General features: G+C 62.3%; 15 protein-coding genes and 1 tRNA gene. 8 read left to right on the forward strand and 8 right to left on the reverse strand.

All coding sequences use genetic code 11. The features are described from left to right. Positions 1-3 precede the first annotated feature (3 nt). A complete protein-coding gene (sepH, locus tag ACTU46_RS12515; protein ID WP_443382173.1) occupies positions 4-1005 on the reverse strand; it encodes a septation protein SepH in 1002 nt (333 codons plus the stop codon). A gap of 105 nt (positions 1006-1110) precedes the next feature. Beyond that, positions 1111-2250, reverse strand: a complete 1140-nt coding sequence (serC, locus tag ACTU46_RS12520) for a phosphoserine transaminase (protein ID WP_443382175.1) — start codon at positions 2248-2250, stop codon at positions 1111-1113. Positions 2251-2777: 527 nt separating this feature from the next. Here serC and ACTU46_RS12525 point away from each other — a divergent pair. From ACTU46_RS12525 to ACTU46_RS12550, 6 genes are all read left to right on the forward strand, one after another. Further along, complete coding sequence (locus ACTU46_RS12525) at positions 2778-4091, forward strand: citrate synthase (RefSeq protein WP_443382330.1); 1314 nt, start codon at positions 2778-2780, stop codon at positions 4089-4091. A gap of 159 nt (positions 4092-4250) precedes the next feature. Further along, positions 4251-4613, forward strand: coding sequence for an FKBP-type peptidyl-prolyl cis-trans isomerase FkpA (gene fkpA / locus ACTU46_RS12530; protein ID WP_443382177.1), 363 nt, complete (start codon positions 4251-4253; stop codon positions 4611-4613). A gap of 41 nt (positions 4614-4654) precedes the next feature. Next, the gene (locus ACTU46_RS12535; protein ID WP_443382179.1) at positions 4655-5515 is read left to right on the forward strand and encodes an aldo/keto reductase; all 861 of its coding nucleotides are present in this window, start codon (positions 4655-4657) and stop codon (positions 5513-5515) included. A 433-nt stretch (positions 5516-5948) separates the two neighbouring features. Then, a complete protein-coding gene (locus ACTU46_RS12540) occupies positions 5949-6230 on the forward strand; it encodes a DUF485 domain-containing protein (protein WP_443382332.1) in 282 nt (93 codons plus the stop codon). A gap of 9 nt (positions 6231-6239) precedes the next feature. Next, complete coding sequence (locus ACTU46_RS12545; protein ID WP_443382181.1) at positions 6240-7886, forward strand: solute symporter family protein; 1647 nt, start codon at positions 6240-6242, stop codon at positions 7884-7886. 211 nt (positions 7887-8097) lie between these two features. Next, positions 8098-8859, forward strand: coding sequence for a hypothetical protein (locus ACTU46_RS12550; protein WP_443382334.1), 762 nt, complete (start codon positions 8098-8100; stop codon positions 8857-8859). Positions 8860-8864: 5 nt separating this feature from the next. Here the strand turns inward: ACTU46_RS12550 and ACTU46_RS12555 are convergent, their stop codons facing one another. Together ACTU46_RS12555 and ACTU46_RS12560 are read right to left on the reverse strand one after the other, a co-directional pair. Then, positions 8865-9776: a DUF1906 domain-containing protein gene (locus ACTU46_RS12555; RefSeq protein ID WP_443382183.1), complete on the reverse strand. Its 912-nt coding sequence runs from the start codon at positions 9774-9776 to the stop codon at positions 8865-8867. A gap of 337 nt (positions 9777-10113) precedes the next feature. Next, positions 10114-10189 (reverse strand) — tRNA-Arg (locus tag ACTU46_RS12560). A 169-nt stretch (positions 10190-10358) separates the two neighbouring features. Between ACTU46_RS12560 and ACTU46_RS12565 the strand changes: the two genes are divergently transcribed. Further along, positions 10359-10631 (forward strand): hypothetical protein, encoded by a 273-nt coding sequence (locus ACTU46_RS12565; RefSeq protein WP_443382185.1) that lies wholly within the window; start codon positions 10359-10361, stop codon positions 10629-10631. Between the two features lie 7 nt (positions 10632-10638). Here ACTU46_RS12565 and ACTU46_RS12570 read toward each other — a convergent pair whose 3' ends face one another. From ACTU46_RS12570 to ACTU46_RS12585, 4 genes are all read right to left on the reverse strand, one after another. After that, positions 10639-10890: a mycoredoxin gene (locus ACTU46_RS12570; RefSeq protein WP_443382187.1), complete on the reverse strand. Its 252-nt coding sequence runs from the start codon at positions 10888-10890 to the stop codon at positions 10639-10641. A 3-nt stretch (positions 10891-10893) separates the two neighbouring features. Then, a complete protein-coding gene (locus tag ACTU46_RS12575) occupies positions 10894-11427 on the reverse strand; it encodes a dihydrofolate reductase (protein WP_443382189.1) in 534 nt (177 codons plus the stop codon). Then, positions 11427-12239 carry a thymidylate synthase gene (locus tag ACTU46_RS12580; protein ID WP_443382191.1) on the reverse strand — a complete coding sequence of 271 codons (813 nt, stop codon included), beginning with the start codon at positions 12237-12239 and terminating at the stop codon, positions 11427-11429. The genes ACTU46_RS12575 and ACTU46_RS12580 overlap by 1 nt, the downstream gene beginning before the upstream one ends. A gap of 226 nt (positions 12240-12465) precedes the next feature. After that, positions 12466-13227 carry a 3'(2'),5'-bisphosphate nucleotidase CysQ gene (locus ACTU46_RS12585; protein ID WP_443382193.1) on the reverse strand — a complete coding sequence of 254 codons (762 nt, stop codon included), beginning with the start codon at positions 13225-13227 and terminating at the stop codon, positions 12466-12468. A gap of 34 nt (positions 13228-13261) precedes the next feature. On the opposite strand from ACTU46_RS12585, the gene ACTU46_RS12590 reads away from it, so the two are divergent. Continuing rightward, positions 13262-18031, forward strand: a complete 4770-nt coding sequence (locus ACTU46_RS12590) for an ATP-dependent helicase (protein WP_443382195.1) — start codon at positions 13262-13264, stop codon at positions 18029-18031. Positions 18032-18138: the final 107 nt, after the last annotated feature.

Raw genomic sequence — 18138 nt, forward strand, 5'->3', positions numbered from 1 at the left:
CCGCTAGTTCTTGGGCCGCTTGGTGTTGGTGCGCACCCCGAGGAGGACATCCTCCCAGTGTGGGGTCACCGCCTTGCGCCTTCGCTTGGCTGGGGCCTGCTCCGGTTCCGGTTCGCGCAGCTCCTCAGAGGGTTCCACCGCGTGGACCTCATCCGCTGCGGGCGGGACCTCGGGAACCTCATCCGGATCCTCATGGTGATCCTCGAAGTCTTCGACATAGCGGATGCCACTGCCGCCGACCGAGGAGAGTGAACGCACCGGCTGCACAAAATCCGGGTCTGTGAGGTCGGCTGCGACACTGTTGCGGGCCACGGCGGTGGGCGAGCTGGTGGTGTGGTTCTGGAAGGTCCATTCGGCGGTGTTCTCGGTGTGCCCGACCTGCCAGGAGACCCGGATCACCCACTGCCCGGAACCGTCCCGGTAGGCATCCCAGGTTGCCTGGGCCAGATCATTGCCACGGGCGGCGAAGGCGGTGGCCAGCACCTCCCAGAGGGTGAGTCTGGCGGGGCCGTCGTCACGCACCGGGTGGGCCTGCTTGGCCACCTCAGCGACGCGGGCACGTTCCAGCAGCACCGGGTGGGCATAGGGTTCCACCCGGGCCTCGGTGACCCCCATCTCCTCGGCCAGCTCGGAAGTGGTGGCACCGGCCCTGACCCGGTCCTGGATCTCCCGTGGCCGCATGGTCAGCGGGGCGGAGATCCGCGGATCCGGGTCAACACGCGGGGGACGGGGTTGGGTGGGTGGGGTGATCACTGCCCTGGTCTCCGGTGCCGGTTCGGACTCCGGTGTCGGCTCAGGTTCGTTATCCTGCGCAGCCTCCGGCTCCGGCTCGGGCTTTTGGGTGGGCGCCTCCGGAATCGAGGGGGCCCGGCCAAGAAGTACCGCGCGGAGGTTCTCATCGACAGCCAAGAAGAACTGTTCGGCGGACTCCGAGGGCTCCGCGGAGTTGCGGAACACCAGGGAGGACTCCGTCGATTCACTGCTGACGAGGAATAGCTCGCGCATGCCGTTCTCCTTCGGGGATGTACCAAGTGGGTATAGCTTCAACCCTAACGCAGAAAAGCGCCGCGACGGGTGAGGTCGCGACGCATGTTAGGCAGTTCCGCCAGCTCAGACGCGAGCGTGGCCACCATCCAGGACGAAATCAATCGCCTTGGTCAGCTTCTCGACGTCGCCGGTCTCGATCGCCGGGAACATGCCCACGCGCAGCTGGTTGCGGCCCAACTTGCGGTAAGGCTCAACATCGAGGATGCCGTTGGCGCGCAGGATCTTGGCCAGCGCGGCAGCATCGATGTCATCGTTGAAGTCGATGGTGCCGACCACCAGGGAACGCTTGGCGGGGTTGGAGACATAAGGAGAAGTCTCCGCGCGCTGCTCGGCCCACTGGTAGAGAGTGTTCGAGGAAGCGGTGGTGCGGGCGACCATGCCGTCCAGGCCGCCGTTCTCGTTCATCCACTTGACCTGGGCATCCATCATCAAGAGGGTGGATACCGCCGGGGTGTTGTAGGTCTGGTTCTTGCGGGAGTTATCCACCGCAGTCTGCAGATCAAGGAAGGCCGGGATGAAACGGCCGGAAGCCTTGATCTTCTCGATGCGCTCGATGGCGGCGGGGGACATCGCTGCCAGCCACAGGCCACCGTCGGAGGCGAAGCACTTCTGCGGGGAGAAATAGTAGACATCAGACTGGGAGATATCGACCGGCAGTCCGCCGGCGCCGGAGGTGGCATCGATGGCGATCAGGGAACCTTCGGAACCCGCCGGGCGGACGACCGGGACCATGGCGCCGGTGGAGGTCTCGTTATGAGCCCAACCGATCAGGTCGGCGCCGTCGATGGCGACCGGTGCCGGCGCATCGCCGGTGGGTGCCTCAATGACCGTGGGGTCTTCAAGCCAGGGAGCCTGCTTAGCAGCCTTCGCGAACTTGGAGGAGAATTCACCGAAGGACAGGTGACCGGACTTCTGTTCGATCAGGCCGAAGGTGGCGGCATCCCAGAAGGCGGTCGCCCCGCCGAGGGAGAGAATGATCTCATAACCCTCGGGCAGGGAGAAGAGATCCGACAGGCCTTCGCGGACGGAGCCGACGACATTCTTCACCGCGGGCTGGCGGTGTGAAGTGCCGATAATGGACTCAGCGCCTGCGACGATGGCCTGGATCTGCTCCGGACGCACCTTGGAGGGGCCGCAGCCGAAACGGCCGTCCACCGGAAGCAGATCTTCGGGGAGGGTGGGGAACTGGGAGGTCTCGGACATGGTCTCCTGCACACTTTCGCGACGGTCTCATAAAATTTGGACCCCCTCACCATAGTCATGCCGGTTGATAGGTAGGTAGTGCCGGGGGATTATTGCACTTGTGACGGGGGTGCTTGCGTAAACCACCCTCAACAGGAGGGGGTTGTGGATGCGGCCACAATGATGTCGCGATCATCACAAAGTTTGCTAGACTGTGTCCAGTTCCACGGTGGGCTGTGGTGGGTGACATCAGTGTCGGCGGGAATAGGCCGGTGGCGCGCAGGTTATGGCCAGAGTCCGGTGATTCCGCGGGAACGTAATAATTCAATAGGAATGACCTGGGGCACTCCCGGGGTGGCGCATCGCTGGTCTGAGGCGGTATCTGACATCCACTTCCGTGGTAGCTTCGCCTAAGCTGAAATATGGCTCAGGCTTCCCGGCGGGATTTGCGTGGTGAGAGTCACTTCACCTGGTGAAGGCGGCCTGATCGCGGCGTAGCTGCCGGGTAACCGGCGGCCATCCCAGGACCCGGGATTAATTAACAACTGATTTTTGAAAGGGAAACTGTGGCTTCTGAGAACAATGACAAGGCTGTCCTTCACTACCCCGGTGGTGAGTTTGAGATGGATATCAAGCAGGCTACCGAGGGTAACTCAGGTATTGAGCTGGGCAAGATGCTCTCCGAGACCGGCTTCACCACCTTCGATCCGGGCTACGTCTCCACCGGCTCCACCGAGTCGAAGATCACCTACATCGACGGTGATCAGGGGATTCTGCGCTACCGCGGCTATGACATCGCCGATCTAGCCGAGAAGGCCACCTTCAACGAGGTCTCGTTGCTCCTGATCAAGGGTGAGCTGCCGACCACGGATGAGCTGCACAAGTTCAACGATGACATCCGCCACCACACCCTGCTGGATGAGGACTTCAAGTCCCAGTTCAACATTTTCCCGCGCAATGCTCACCCGATGTCCGTGCTGGCATCCTCGGTGAACATCCTCTCCACCTACTACCAGGATCAGCTTGATCCCATGGATGAGGCGCAGCTGGATAAGGCGACCGTACGCCTGATGGCGAAGGTACCGATGCTGGCTGCTTATGCTTACCGCGCATCCCAGGGCAAGCCCTACATGTACCCGGATAACTCGCTGAATGCCCGCGAGAACTTCCTGCGCATGATGTTCGGTTACCCGACCGAGCCCTACGAGATTGATCCGATTCTGGTCAAGGCGCTGGACAAGCTCCTGATCCTGCACGCTGATCACGAGCAGAACTGCTCCACCTCCACCGTCCGCATGATCGGCTCCGCGCAGGCCAACATGTTCGCTTCCGTGGCCGGCGGCATCAACGCCCTCTCCGGCCCGCTGCACGGTGGTGCCAACCAGGCTGTCCTTGAGATGCTCGAGGACATCAAGAACAACCATGATGGCGATGCCACTGAGTTCATGAACCGGGTCAAGAACAAGGAGAAGGGTGTCCGCCTGATGGGCTTCGGGCACCGCGTCTACAAGAACTACGATCCGCGTGCCGCCATCGTCAAGGAGACCGCCTACGAGGTGCTTGAGCACCTGGGCGGCGATGACCTCCTGGATCTGGCCATGAAGCTCGAGAGCATTGCACTGAGCGATGATTACTTCGTCTCCCGCAAGCTCTACCCGAACGTTGACTTCTACACCGGCCTGATCTACCGCGCCATGGGCTTCCCGACCGACTTCTTCACCGTTCTCTTCGCCATCGGTCGCTTGCCGGGCTGGATCGCCCACTTCCGCGAGCAGCTGGAGATGAACACCAAGATCAACCGTCCCCGCCAGATCTTCACCGGCGAGACCCTCCGCAGCTTCGTGCCGCGTGAGCAGCGTTAATTAGGGACTTGAAGGGTTGGCCGCCACTCCGTGGCGTGCCCAACGGGTCGGAGGTGACACTCGGCATTTATAATGTCCGGTGAAGCGTCCGACCCGTCTTTTTACGTCCTGGGTCGGAACGAGAAGTAACATTGAAGAAATCCAAGGAGTTTGACCCTCATGGAAAAGCCGCAGATTGCAACCCCCACCGGCCCCGCACCGGAGGATCTGGTCATCGTCGACCTCATTGAAGGTGATGGTGAGCAGGTCCAGCCCGGCGGACTGGTGGAGGTCCACTATGTCGGCGTCGATTTCGAGACCGGCCAGGAATTCGACTCCTCCTGGGATCGCGGCGAGAGCGCGCAGTTCCCGCTGACAGGTCTGATCGCCGGCTGGCAGGAAGGCATTCCGGGGATGCAGGTCGGCGGCCGTCGTCAGCTGACTGTCCCGCCGGAGGCCGCCTACGGCCCGGCAGGTGGCGGCCACCCGCTCTCCGGCCGCACCTTGATCTTCATCATCGATCTGATCGGCGTCGGCAGCTAATTTGGCAGCAGTACCCCAGGATTCAGTGTTGAATGGGTGGCATGAAACAAGTATCGATACCCACCTTCACACTGAATGATGGCACCGAGATGCCCCAGATCGGCCTCGGTACCTGGAAGATCAACGGCGATGACGCGGTGCGGGTGGTCCGTGAGGCAATTGCCGTGGGCTACCGGCACTTCGACACTGCCGCAATGTATGAAAATGAATCAGCGATCGGGCAGGGGATCGCCGAGTCCATCAAAGCCGGTGAGGTAACCCGGGAAGAGCTCTTCATCACCACTAAGGTCCGCAACGAGGATCATGGGGCGGAAGCCGCCTCCAAAGCCTTCCAGGACTCCCTGTCCCGCTTGGGGCTGGACTACCTGGATCTCTATCTCATCCACTGGCCCTGGCCGCAGCGCGGGCAGTATGTGGAGACCTTTGAGGCGATCGCCAAGATTCAGGGCCTGGGAACTGTCCAGTCCATCGGTGTGGCCAACTTCTATGAAGAGGTGCTCCGGGAGCTGGTGGCCGAGACCGGCATTACCCCGGCGTTGAATCAGGTGGAGCTCCATCCCGGATACTCCCAGTCGCAGCTGCGGGCGGTGCATGCGGAGTTGGGTGTCCTCAGCGAGGCCTGGTCGCCGCTCGGGCGGGGCATCCTCCTGATGAACCCCCTGATCTCGGACATTGCGGACCAGGTGGGTCGTTCCCCCGCCCAGGTAATTTTGCGCTGGGCCATCCAGCTCGGGGTGTCCGTCGTCCCCAAGACCTCATCCCTGGATCGGTTGAAGGAGAATATCTCCATCTTTGATTTTGAGCTTTCGCCGGGACAGGTCAATCAGATCAAAGCCCTGGATGAACTTCGGGGATTCGGTCGGGTCTTCGGGGATCCACTCACATATCCCGGGGATATCTAATTACTGACTATTTTATTGTCCCGGAACCGGGTGTGAAGGTGTGCAATCAGTCCTTCATACCCGGTTTTCGCGTGTACAGATGTCCAGCGAAGCTAGTTAACGTTGCCATGACATGGTTTGCAGAATTTACAAACGTAATTTTTCTTAGTTTGTGGGGGTGGGTTTCTTTGGGGTGATTTTGCAGGTAGAAGGTTCGTGTGGGGGTGGAATATTGAAGTGCGTTAATAAAGTCGCCATGTTCGCTTAGTCATTGCAATGTGAGTTGGGTAACTTAAGTTCGCAACAGGTATTGTGACCCCACCCACAATGGGCGGCCGCAGTCCATGTCGTCCGAGACACCGTGCAAGCGGTACAGAAAGTGAGATGAGAAGCTGTGAGTAACGCACCTCAGATCAAAAAGCGGCGCGAGCCGACCTCCGAAGATTGGCTGGCGATGCAGGCCAGCCCCGAGTTCCGGGACCTCAAGTCCACGTTCCGTGGCTTCGCCTTCCCGATGTCCGTAGCCTTCTTCGTCTGGTATATCGCCTACGTGGTGGCCGCAACCTTCCTTCCCGAGGTCATGTCCACCATGATCATGCCCGGGCTGAATGTGGGTCTGCTCCTCGGACTGCTTCAGTTCCTGACCACCTTCGTCATCACCTGGGTTTACGTCAGGTTTGCCAACAAGAACCTGGAACCTCGCCAGGCAGCCATCCGTGAAGCAATGGAAAGCTAGGAGAAAAAGATGAACAACACCATTTACCTGGCACAAGAATCATCCACCGGCAATCCGTGGCTCAACATCGGTGTCTTCGTCGCCTTCATCGTGATCACCATGACCGTGGTGCTCCGGGTCGGCAAGAGCACCAAGGAGTCCTCGGACTTCTACACCGGTGGCGCGTCCTTCTCCGGTACCCAGAACGGCCTGGCGATCGCCGGCGACTACCTCTCGGCAGCATCCTTCCTCGGCATTGTCGGGTCCATCGCACTGAGCGGTTATGACGGATTCCTCTACTCAGTCGGCTTCTTCGTCGCCTGGCTCGTGGCCCTGCTGCTCGTCGCAGAGCCGCTCCGCAACGTCGGCCGGTTCACCATGGCGGACGTGCTCTCCTTCCGTCTGCGGCAGAAGCCGGTCCGCATCGCGGCTGCCTTCGGCACCCTCTTTGTTACCTTGTTCTACCTGATCGCCCAGATGGCCGGTGCCGGCTCCCTGGTTTCCGTGCTGCTGGACCTCCACTCCTTCGGGGCCCAGGCTGCCGTCATCGTGGTCGTCGGCATCATCATGATCGCCTATGTTCTCATCGGCGGCATGAAGGGCACCACCTACGTCCAGATGATCAAGGCCGTGCTCCTGGTCTCCGGTGTCCTGGTCATGACCATTCTTTCCTTCGTTGCCATCAAGGGTGGTTTTGCCACTCTGCTTGATGCAGCGGTAGCTACGCATGCTGAATCGCAGACCTTGGCAGATGCGGGCTACGCCGCAACCGAGATCCTCAACCCGGGCCTGAAGTACGGTGACTCCCTGGCCTCCCAGCTCGACTTCATCTCCCTCGGCCTGTCCCTGGTGCTTGGTACCGCTGGCCTGCCGCACGTCCTGATGCGCTTCTACACCGTCCCGACGGCCCGTGAAGCCCGTAAGTCCGTGGTGTGGGCCATCATCCTCATCGGTGGTTTCTACCTGATGACCCTGGTCCTGGGTTACGCCGCTGCCGCTCTCGTCGGCCCGGACCGTATCCTCGCCGCACCGGGTGGCGCCAACGCCGCAGCACCGCTGCTCGCACTCGAGCTCGGTGGCCCGATCTTCATGGCACTGATCTCCGCAGTTGCCTTCGCCACCGTCCTCGCCGTGGTTGCCGGTCTGTCCATCACCGCCTCCGCCGCGGTCGGTCACGACATCTACGATGCGGTCTTCCGCAACGGCGAGTCCACTGAGGCTGAGCAGGTTCGGGTCTCCCACATCACCGTGGTTGTCATCGGCGTGGTCTCCATCGTCCTGGGTATTCTGGCCATGGAGCAGAACGTTGCCTTCCTAGTCTCCCTGGCCTTCGCCATCGCGGCCTCGGCTAACCTACCGACCATCCTGTACTCCCTGTACTGGAAGAAGTTCAACACCACCGGTGCAGTGGCCTCCATGTACACCGGGCTGCTCGCCGCACTGCTGCTGATCTTCTTCTCCCCGGCAGTTTCCGGTGCCGATTCCTCGATGGTTCCGGGTGCAGACTGGTCCTTCTTCCCGCTGTCTAGCCCGGGTATCGTTTCCATCCCGCTGGCCTTCCTGGCAGGTATCGTCGGTACCTACTTCGGTAAGCCGGACAACCTGGATCACCTCCAGGCTGAGATGGAGGTCCGTTCCCTCACCGGCGTCGGTGTCGAGGCTGCGGTCGACCACTAAGATTCATCCCTGAAGTTTTGCCCTGAGGGTTTCACCAGAAACCCTTAGCTAGTACCACCCCAGTGCAGCGCACTGGGGTGGTACTAGTATCTGAGGCATGACACCAGCGTCTTCTGAGGCGCGGGTCGGGCGAGGGTCCAAGAAGGGCCCCTGGGGGATAATCATCTCCTTGGTAGCCATACTCGCACTTCTCGCCATCCCCCTCGTCGCCATGATCGGCGGCGGGGATTCTTCTGTGGGGAACGCTCCCGCCCCGGCGGAGGCGAGCACCCCGATGCGCGCCACCCTCACTATCCCCGATGAACTCAAAGGGGCAGCACCGGCGATGCCCACTGCTGAGGTTGGTGGTGGCGATGTCACCGGGGAATTCCTGCAGAACGCCACCGGCTCGCAGCTGACCTACATCAGCCTCTCGGAAGATTTGCACGCCGGTACCGCCACCGAACGTTTCGCACGCCCAGCATTAAGCTTGATCAAGCTCTACCTTGCGGACTATGTACTTGAGCACGGCACCGTGGACGAGCAATTCGATGCGATCTCGATGGTCAGCTCATCAAGTAATGAGACTGCAGATGTGCTCCATGAGAAGTATCCGGAAGCCATCGAGGAGACCGCATTCAAGTACGGACTGCTTTCCACCCGATCCCATGAACGCTGGGGGTATAGCGTGACCTCCACCTATGATGTGGTGAGGTTCATCGCTGCCCTCATGGAGAAGAACATGACCCACCCGATTCTGGTGGCCATGGCTGGCGCGGATGACGTGGCCACGGATGGCTACAGACAGAACTTCGGGACTGCCGTGCTACCGGGGGTCATCGGCACCAAGTGGGGTTGGTCTGATGACCGCGAGCTGCACTCTTCGGTGTCCTTCGGTGAGGACTTCGTGGTGGCTGCCGCGGTCACCGGCTCCGCCGAGGACCTGACTTCGCTGGTGGAGCACCAGCGAGACAACCTGCCCCGGGCGGAGTAACCCGACTACTGGAGGCTGGACAGCAGATTCAGGACCTTGGCACCCTGGTTGATCTGCTCAGCAGTGGGGGCCTGGCCGGCCGCAGGCAAGGAGGAGCCGATCAACTGAGTCAGGTCAGCCCCCGGGACAGACGTGCCGGGGTTTGAGGTGCCAGGGATGACCGGTGCGGCGGTGCCCGGGGTCCACTGGCCCCAGTCAGCAGCGTAGACATTGTTGATATCCACCGTGACCCCGCCGACAGAATCCTTGTCGATGCGGATCTGGTGGATGGTGGTGCGCGGGTGAATCAGACCGTTGGACCCCCAGTTGTGCATCCAGAAGTACTCGCCCAGGCCGTCAGCGATAGCCCAGTCAACGACGCTGTAGTTGCCGTAGACGCCCAGCTGGTAGCCGGCACCGCTCAATGCAACCTTGAAGGCTTGGAGGTAGGGGCGGATCTGGTTGTTGTACTCTGCCCGGCTCGGATTGTCATCGATCGCGACATAGATCGGACGGTTCCTCGGCCCACCGGCCGCCACATGCAGGGCGATGGCCTGCGGAGCATGGGTGGCGGCACCCGATGCACCCTGCTTCCAATCGGCGGTCGCTCCCTTGCCGAACTGGTAGACACTGGCGGTCTGTAATCCCAACGAAGCGAAAGCCTGGGTTTCCTGCAGGGTGACCGGCTTGCCGATCATCCATGATTCAGTCCCGGGGCGGCGCTGGGAGACATAGCGCACCGCGCCCAGGTGGCCGGCGTTCTTGATGGCCTGCGCACTCGGAACACCGGCTGCGTAATCGATCACGGTGCCGAGTACCGGCCCCAGTGCGAGAGCCGCCGGAGCGGCCTGTACTGCGACACCTGCGGTGACTGCGACCGCAGTGGCACGGAAGAGGGTACGACGGCTGATCGGGGTGGAGAAGAGAGACTTGGCCATCAAATGATTTCCTTAAGGGGTATCTGCTCACATGATGAGAACTGATCGTGAGCGCAAAGAGGTTTTTGCGAGTTGCGACAAGAGTCAGGTTAGCAATAGCCGTCTGCTTGTACCAGATGAAAAAGCTGTTCCATTAGGGAGTGTGGGGCAAGAAACAGCTGCTCAGCGAGAGGAAGGCACCTTTCATTGATAAGGACAAGTGCAGTATTCCCGCTGGTGTATGAGTGCTCAAGTGTAAAAGTTGGTGGAAATCAGGAGACTTCCGGGGCACCGGAAGCAGAAAGACCTGGAGCGGCACAGTGTCTGTGCTGCTCCAGGCCTTTTAGTGCCCTGGAAATGGTGCCCCAGAGAGGAATCGAACCTCCGACACCCGCTTTAGGAGAGCGGTGCTCTATCCACTGAGCTACTGGGGCAAGATGCGATTCCAATTTATCGTATCGTCGGATCAAAGAGGTAAATGGGGGTCAGTTCCCCCGGGGTTGGGTGAGTATGTTGTGCAGGTCAAACAAACTAAGCTGGAGATAAGAGCACCCGGCCATTTAAGTGCGCCGGGGCACCCGAACCTAATCCAGGGGAGCTGACATGGATATCCACAAGCCCACCTTCATTGACGTCCAGCGCCGGGAGATCGTCGCCCGCATCGTGGAGAAGGAAGGCATCCCGGCACTGTCAATTGATCAGATCCAGGAGGATGGCTCCCTCAAGAACCTCATGCTGCTGAACAGTCTTGATGCCCAGCAGCTCTCCGGCGCCTGTGAAATCTACCTGAAGCAGGTGTATTCCGCAGAGATGAGCGGCAACCATGTGGGGCTTTCCCCGCATGACATGCTCGCTCTCTTCGGCGGCCAGAGCTAGGGCTTCATCAGGCGCTGAGCTCCGCCAGCTTGGAGCGCACGTCACCGGCCGGTGGGTTGGTGGCGTGGGTGTCGTCGGCGTAGCGGACGGTGGGCACCACCCGGTTGCCCTCATTCACGGACTCGACCCAGGCAGCGGCCTCGACATCCTCGTCGACGTTGATGAGGGTATAGGGGGTTTCCGTGCGGTCGAGGTTGCCGATCAGCTTCTTGCAGAAGGGGCACCAGTCGGTCATGTAGATGGTTATTGGATCGCTCATGGATTAAATGTCCTTTCGTTGGTATCGCTGGAAGCGGTATCTCACCGGTTCCGCGTTTCTCATTGTGTTGTCTCCCTCAACCTTAAGCCTTCCGTTGGCGGAGGTGAGCCATCCGGTGTCAGAGACCAGCTCAAAGGCTGCGGGTATCTCGGGGGCGAGCACCGCGGCGTCGCCAAGCGTCTCGCGCAGCTCCGCATCGAAGATGGTGACCTCGAGCACCGCAGCACTATCAAGGGTGGCGGCATAGACACTGCCACCACCCATGATCCAGGCATCCTCGAGATCGGGGATCTTATCGACGACCGCGGCTCCCGCGGACCAGGCGCCCGGGGCGCGGCTGGAGAGAATCAGGTTCTCACGGCCGGGGAGTGGCCGGAAGCGTTCCGGCAGTGATTCCCAGGTGCGGCGGCCCATGATCACCGGATACTTGAGGGTGATCTCCTTGAAATGCGCGAGATCCTCCGGCACATGCCAGGGCATGTCGATGCCGTCCCCGATGACACCGTCGAGGGACTGCGCCCAAATCGAACCGATCACTAGACCGAGACCTTGCCCTTGATCAGTGGGTGCGGATCGTAGCCGATGATCTCAATGTCTTCGAAGGTGTAATCGAAGATCGATTCCGCCTTGTTCAGCTTGAGCTGCGGGTAGGCCCGAGGATCGCGGCTGAGCTGCTCAGCGACCTGTTCGTGGTGGTTGTCATAGATATGGCAGTCGCCGCCGGTCCAGATGAACTCACCGACCTCCAAGCCCGCCTGCTGCGCGAACATGTGGGTCAGTAGGGCATAGGAGGCGATATTGAAGGGCACGCCCAGGAACATGTCCGCCGAGCGCTGGTAGAGCTGGCAGGACAGCTTCCCCTCCGCGACATAGAGCTGGAAGAGCAGGTGGCACGGCGGTAGCGCCATGTTCTCCAGTTCAGAGACATTCCAGGCGGAGACGATATTGCGACGCGAATCCGGGTTGTTCTTCAGGGTCTCAAGGGCGCCGGAGATCTGGTCGATGTGACGGCCGTCCGGGGTGGGCCAGCTGCGCCACTGCACGCCATAAACCGGGCCGAGCTCGCCGTCTTCATCGGCCCATTCATTCCAGATGCGGATGCCGTTCTCCTGCAGCCATTTCACGTTGGACTCGCCGCGCAGGAACCACAGCAGCTCACCGACCACGGACTTGAAGTGAACCTTCTTGGTGGTCAACAGCGGGAAGGAATCGGCCAGGTTATAGCGGAGCTGGCGGCCGAAGAGGCTGGTGGTGCCGGTGCCGGTGCGGTCGCCCTTCTGGGCGCCCTCGGCGAGGATCTCCCGCAGCAGGTCCTCGTAGGGAGTGGGGATGGAATTAGCGACGGTCATGGGGCCTACTTTAGGTGGCGGGCCCTGGTGTGGCCATATGTGCTGGTGAAACGTTATTTTAGGGGGAGGGGTGGAGCGGTGTTTAGCGGGGTTGTTCTTTGCTTTTACCGGGAGACTGACTCAACAACTCAGAATGACCCCTGCCTGAAAACCAACAACAGCCTGCGGGAGATCAACTCCTGCAGGCTATTTCTGGCGTAGATGGCACGACCGTACCAGCGGCAGTTTACTGATATCCGCCGTTCTGCTCCTTGAACTCCGCCACCAGTTTGAGGATATCCTCGGCGAGTTCCGGGCGGCAGACCAGCAGGTCGGGGAGGTAGGTGTCCTCGTTGTTGTAGGTGAGTTCGGAGCCGTCGAGGCGGGAGCAGTGCAGGCCGGCGGCGCGGGCAACGCCGACCGGGGCGGCGGAGTCCCATTCGAACTGGCCGCCGGCGTGAATGTAGGCATCATAATCGCCGAGCAGGACGTACATGGACTTAGCGCCGGCGGAGCCAATGGCCTTGGTCTCGTAGCCGAGTTCCTCGGCGACATGCAGTGCCACTGCGGGGGGACGGTTATGGGAGATGGCGATCCGCTTGGAATAGGGACCGGTCACCGCGCGGACGTCCTCGGAGTGGAAGACCACCCCGAGGTCGGGAAGGCCGACGGCGGCGTGGGTGGGGGTGCCGTTCTCGACGAGTGCGATGTGGACAGCCCAGTCCTGGCGTCCAGTGGCGAATTCCCGGGTGCCGTCGAGGGGATCAATGATCCAGACGCGTTCCTTGTTCAGCCGCTCAAGGTTGTCGGCGGCCTCCTCGGAGAGGAAGCCATCTTCGGGGCGGTGCTGGGCGAGCACCCGGGAGATCCAGTTCTGGGCGAGATCATCACCGGCATCACCGAGGTTACGTCCGCTGAGTAGTCCGACGTCGCGGACCCCCTTCAAGATCTCGCCGGTGCCCTTGGCGAGGAGGTGGGTGAGGCGGGCATCATTGATTTCAGCGGTCATGACTGTGATTCTAACTGGTTGGTTAGAGTGAAGCATGGCTAAAAATGTCCTCGATCGATTCCGTCCTCAGGTCGCCACCTGGTTCGAGGATGTCTTCGCCCGCCCGACCCTGGTTCAGGAGCAGGCCTGGGAGAAGATCTCCGGCGGAGACAACGCACTGGTGGTCGCACCTACGGGTTCCGGTAAGACGTTGGCGGCCTTTCTCTGGGCCCTGAATTCGCTGGTGGAGCCGAGTGGTCAGGCCGTCATTCCGGTCCCTGATGCCCCCGCGACCCACGTGACCGGAAAGTCGGTGAAGGTCCTCTATATCTCTCCGCTCAAGGCACTGGGCGTGGATGTGGAGAATAACCTCCGCGCCCCGCTCACCGGTATTTCCCGGGTGGCGGATCGGCTGGGCCTGGAGATGCCGAATATCTCGGTGGCGGTGCGTTCCGGCGATACCCCTCCCGCCGAGCGCGCCCGGCAGCTGCGCAAACCTCCGGACATCCTGATCACCACCCCGGAGTCGGCCTATCTGATGATGACGTCGAAGGCTTCGGGGATTCTTCGCGAGGTCGATACCGTGATCCTCGATGAGATTCATGCGCTCGCCGGCACTAAGCGCGGGGCGCATTTGGCGTTGACCCTGGAGCGCCTGGAGCGGCTCAGCCCTGCCCGGAAGGTCCAAAGAATCGGACTCTCCGCGACGGTCCGCCCGCTGACGACAGTGGCTGGATTCCTGGGTGGGGATCGGCCGGTGGAGATTATCGCGCCCCCGGCGGAGAAGCAGTGGCAGCTGGATGTGCATGTTCCGGTGGCGGATATGTCGGATCTTCCTGTCCCGGAGGAGGCCTCGACCATCGGCGAATTCGTCATCGATGATCCCCTCGGAATCGGTGGGCCCAGCCATGCTGCGCAACAAGCGCCGGAATCCGCGCTTCCCTCCCAGAAGTCGATCTGGCCCTTCATCGAGGCTGAGCTCTACCGTGAGATGATGGCGGCGAACTCGACGCTGGTCTTCGTCAACTCCCGGCGCACGGCAGAGCGCCTGACCAGCCGGCTCAATGAACTCTATGCCGAGGAATTCGCCCCGGAAACCCTCTCTCCGGCCACCCGGCGTGATCCGGCGCAGGTGATGGCGCAGAGCGGGGTGGCGGGTAAAGCTCCGGCGGTGATCGCGCGGGCCCACCATGGGTCGGTGTCCAAGGACGAACGGGCCCTGACCGAGCAGTTGCTCAAGGAGGGCAGCCTCAAGGCAGTGGTGGCTACATCTTCCCTGGAGTTGGGCATTGACATGGGCGCGGTGGATCTGGTGCTGCAGGTGGAATCGCCGCCCTCGGTGGCCTCCGGTCTGCAGCGGGTGGGCCGTGCCGGGCACTCGGTGGGGCAGGTGTCCAAGGGTGCCTTCTACCCGAAGCATCGTTCCGATCTGGTGCAGTCCGCGGTCACGGTAGATCGGATGAAGCTCGGGTTGATCGAAGAATTGAAGGTGCCGCGCAATCCGCTGGATGTCCTACTGCAACAGACGGTGGCGGCGGTGGCGGTCGAGGATCTGGATGTGGAGGAATGGTACGCCACGGTGCGGCGGGCACAGCCTTATCGGGAACTACCGCGGGATGTCTTTGATGCGGTGATTGATCTGGCTGCCGGGATTTACCCTTCGACGGATTTTGCGGAGTTGCGCCCCCGTATCGTCTTTGACCGGGTTTCCGGGATGATGAGTGCGCGACCCGGGGCGCAGCGCGTGGCGGTGACCAGTGGCGGCACGATCCCGGATCGCGGCCTGTTCGGGGTGTTTCTCGCCGGTGGCGAGGGAGCGCCGCGCCGGGTGGGTGAGCTGGATGAGGAGATGGTTTATGAGTCCCGGGTGGGCGATGTGTTCACGTTGGGGGCGAGTAGCTGGCGGATTGCGGACATCACCCGGGATCAGGTGATTGTCACCCCGGCGCCGGGGCATACCGGCCGGCTGCCGTTTTGGACCGGTGATGCGGCGGGGCGTCCGGCTGAGCTGGGCAGGGCTCTGGGGGCTTTTCGGCGGGAGGTGCATGCGGACCCTGAGCGGTTGAACAACCTGGGGCTGGATGAGTACGCCACCGCAAATCTCACCCGCTATTTGGCGGATCAGGCCGAGGCCACCGGGCTGGTTCCGGATGAGAAGACCCTGCTCCTGGAGCGTTTTCGGGATGAGTTGGGGGATTGGCGGGTGGTGCTGCACACGCCTTATGGTCGCGGGGTCAATGCGGCCTGGGCACTGGCGGTGGGCGCGATCGTCGCTGAGCGGACCGGGATGGATGCCCAGGCGGTGGCCGGTGATGATGGCATTGTCCTGCGGCTGCCGGAGAGCGATGAGGAACCCTCTGCCGCGTTGTTTATGGTTGATGCGGCAGAGATCGGAGAGTTGGTCACCCACCAGGTGGGGAACTCGGCGCTTTTTGCCTCCCGGTTCCGGGAGTGTGCGGCGCGTGGTCTGTTGCTGCCGCGCCGCACTCCGGGCAAGCGGGCGCCCTTGTGGCAGCAGCGGCAAAAGGCCGCGCAGTTGCTCGATGTCGCGCGGAAGTATCCGAGTTTCCCGATCATCCTGGAGACGGTGCGGGAGTGCCTGCAGGATGTCTATGATCTGCCGGCTCTGATACAGCTGTGTCAGGATCTGGGGCACCGGCGGGTGCGGATCGCCGAGGTGACGGTGGATCAGCCGAGTCCGTTCGCGTCCTCGCTGCTCTTCAATTACACGGGTGCCTTCATGTATGAGGGGGATTCCCCGCTCGCAGAGAAGCGGGCGGCCGCCCTGGCGCTGGATCCTTCCTTGCTGGCGAAGCTGTTGGGTGAGGTGGAGCTGCGCGAGCTGCTGGCTCCGGAGATCATCGGGGAGGTCCACGCCCAGTTACAGCGCACCCATCCGGAGCGTAGGGCGCGCTCTCCCGAGGAGCTGGCTGATGTGCTGCGGATTCTCGGCCCCCTTCCGGTCGAGGAACTCGAGGCTCACTGCGCCTTCCCTGAGCCCTTCCAGAACGCACTGCTCCATCTGGGGGATCGGGTGATGTCGGTGCGGATCGGGGGCCGGGAGCACCTCGCGCAGTCCCTGGATGCGCCGCTGCTTCGCGACGCCCTGGGGGTCCCGGTCCCACCTGGGGTTGCCGCCCAGGTGGCCACCGTGCTTGATGCCCTGGATCAGCTGGTGGGACGTTTCGCCCGAACCCGGGGACCGTTCACCCTCCGGGATCTCGCGGAGACCTTCGGCCTGGGGGCTAGTGCCGCCCATGCCGCGCTCACCGTCCAGGTCACGCGGGGCGCGGTGGTAGAGGGCCGCTACCGGCAGGGGGTCGATGAGCCGGAGTACTGCGCCGCGGAGGTGCTAAGAATCATCCGCTCCCGCAGTCTGGCGGCGGCGCGTAAGGAGGCACAGCCGGTCTCCGCGTCCACCTTTGCGCGTTTTCTTCCTGAATGGCAGCAGGTGGCGCCGGTGGGATCGCGGCCGGGACTTTCGGGGCCGGACGGGGTTTTCGCGGTGATCGAACAATTGGCCGGGGTGCGTCTTCCGGCCTCGGCCTGGGAATCATTGGTGCTGCCCGCGCGGGTGGGTAACTATTCCCCGACTCAGCTTGATGAGCTGACCTCCTCCGGTGAGGTGCTGATCCTGGGCGCGGGTGCTGCCGGGGCGCGGGACCCCTGGCTGATGTTGTTGCCGGCGGACTATGCCGGACAGCTCGCCCCGGAACTTCCGGAGCTGAGTGTGAGTGCGCTGCAGGAATCTGTGCTGGCGGTGCTGGGCCGGGGTGGTGGCTTCCATTTCCCGGAGATTCTCGCGGAGGTCACCGGGGAGGACCTGGGGCTGCTCAGTGGGCAGGTCACCGCAGAGCAGCTGCGGGAGGCGATCTGGGGGCTGGTGGAGGCAGGGTTGGTCTCCCCGGACAGTTTCGCGCCGATCCGTGCCCGGCTCGCCGCCGGGGGCAGCACCGCGCACCGGGCGAAGCGTCGGCCCACCCGTTCCCGCCTCCGGATGGGGCGGACGAGTTTCGCCCAGGCCACGAGGGCGGCGTCGATAAGCCCGCCGGACATGGGTGGACGCTGGGCGCTGGCGGTCCCGGCCGCGGAGGAGGCGACTTCACGCTCGGTGGCGCACGGTGAGGCCTGGCTGGATCGTTATGGGGTGCTCACCCGCGGCAGTGTCGTTGCGGAGGAGGTGCTCGGTGGTTTTGCACTGGCCTATAAGGTGCTTTCCCGTTTTGAGGAAAATGGCAAGGCCATGCGTGGCTATCTCATTGAGGGACTGGGGGCGGCACAGTTCTCCACACCTGCGGTGATTGACCGGCTGCGCGGATTAGCCGATACCCCGGATTTGGAAGGGTGGCCCTCGGGAAGCGCGGAGCCGGCGGTGTATCTGCTGGCCGCCGCGGACCCCGCCAATCCTTATGGTGCGGCGCTGCCGTGGCCGGAGACCGGGCCTTCGCGGGCGGCCGGGGCCAGTGTGATTCTGGTGGATGGGCTGCTGCTGGCTCACCTGACTCGTGGTGGGCGCAGCCTCAGCCTCTTCCTGGAACAGCTGCCGGCCGGGATTCCGGTGGGCGAGGAGGAGCTGATCGGCATGATCGTCGAGGCGTTGACGGATGCGGGTTCCCGCAATGCCATGTCCCGGGTGGTGGTGGAAAAGATCAATGGTTCACCTGCCCTCGAGAGTGCGCTGTTGGAGGCCTTCCGGCGTGCTGGCGCCGGGATCACGCCCAAGGGCATCCGGATCGGTGGGCGGCCGACACTGTCTGGGCCGCGCCGGGGCCGGAGTATGTCGGAGGCGCTGGCGGAACTTGATAATGATCTGGATGTCCAATAAGGGAATACTTATTAGGTTGCGTTAAGTATTCTCTAGGGTTATCTTGCATTTGGTGGGCGTTGCCCCCACCGGACCCGGGGTCACCCGGTTGCCGTCTGCCGTGGCTG

This window comes from Corynebacterium sp. A21, from assembly GCF_052266655.1.
GTDB lineage: Bacteria > Actinomycetota > Actinomycetes > Mycobacteriales > Mycobacteriaceae > Corynebacterium.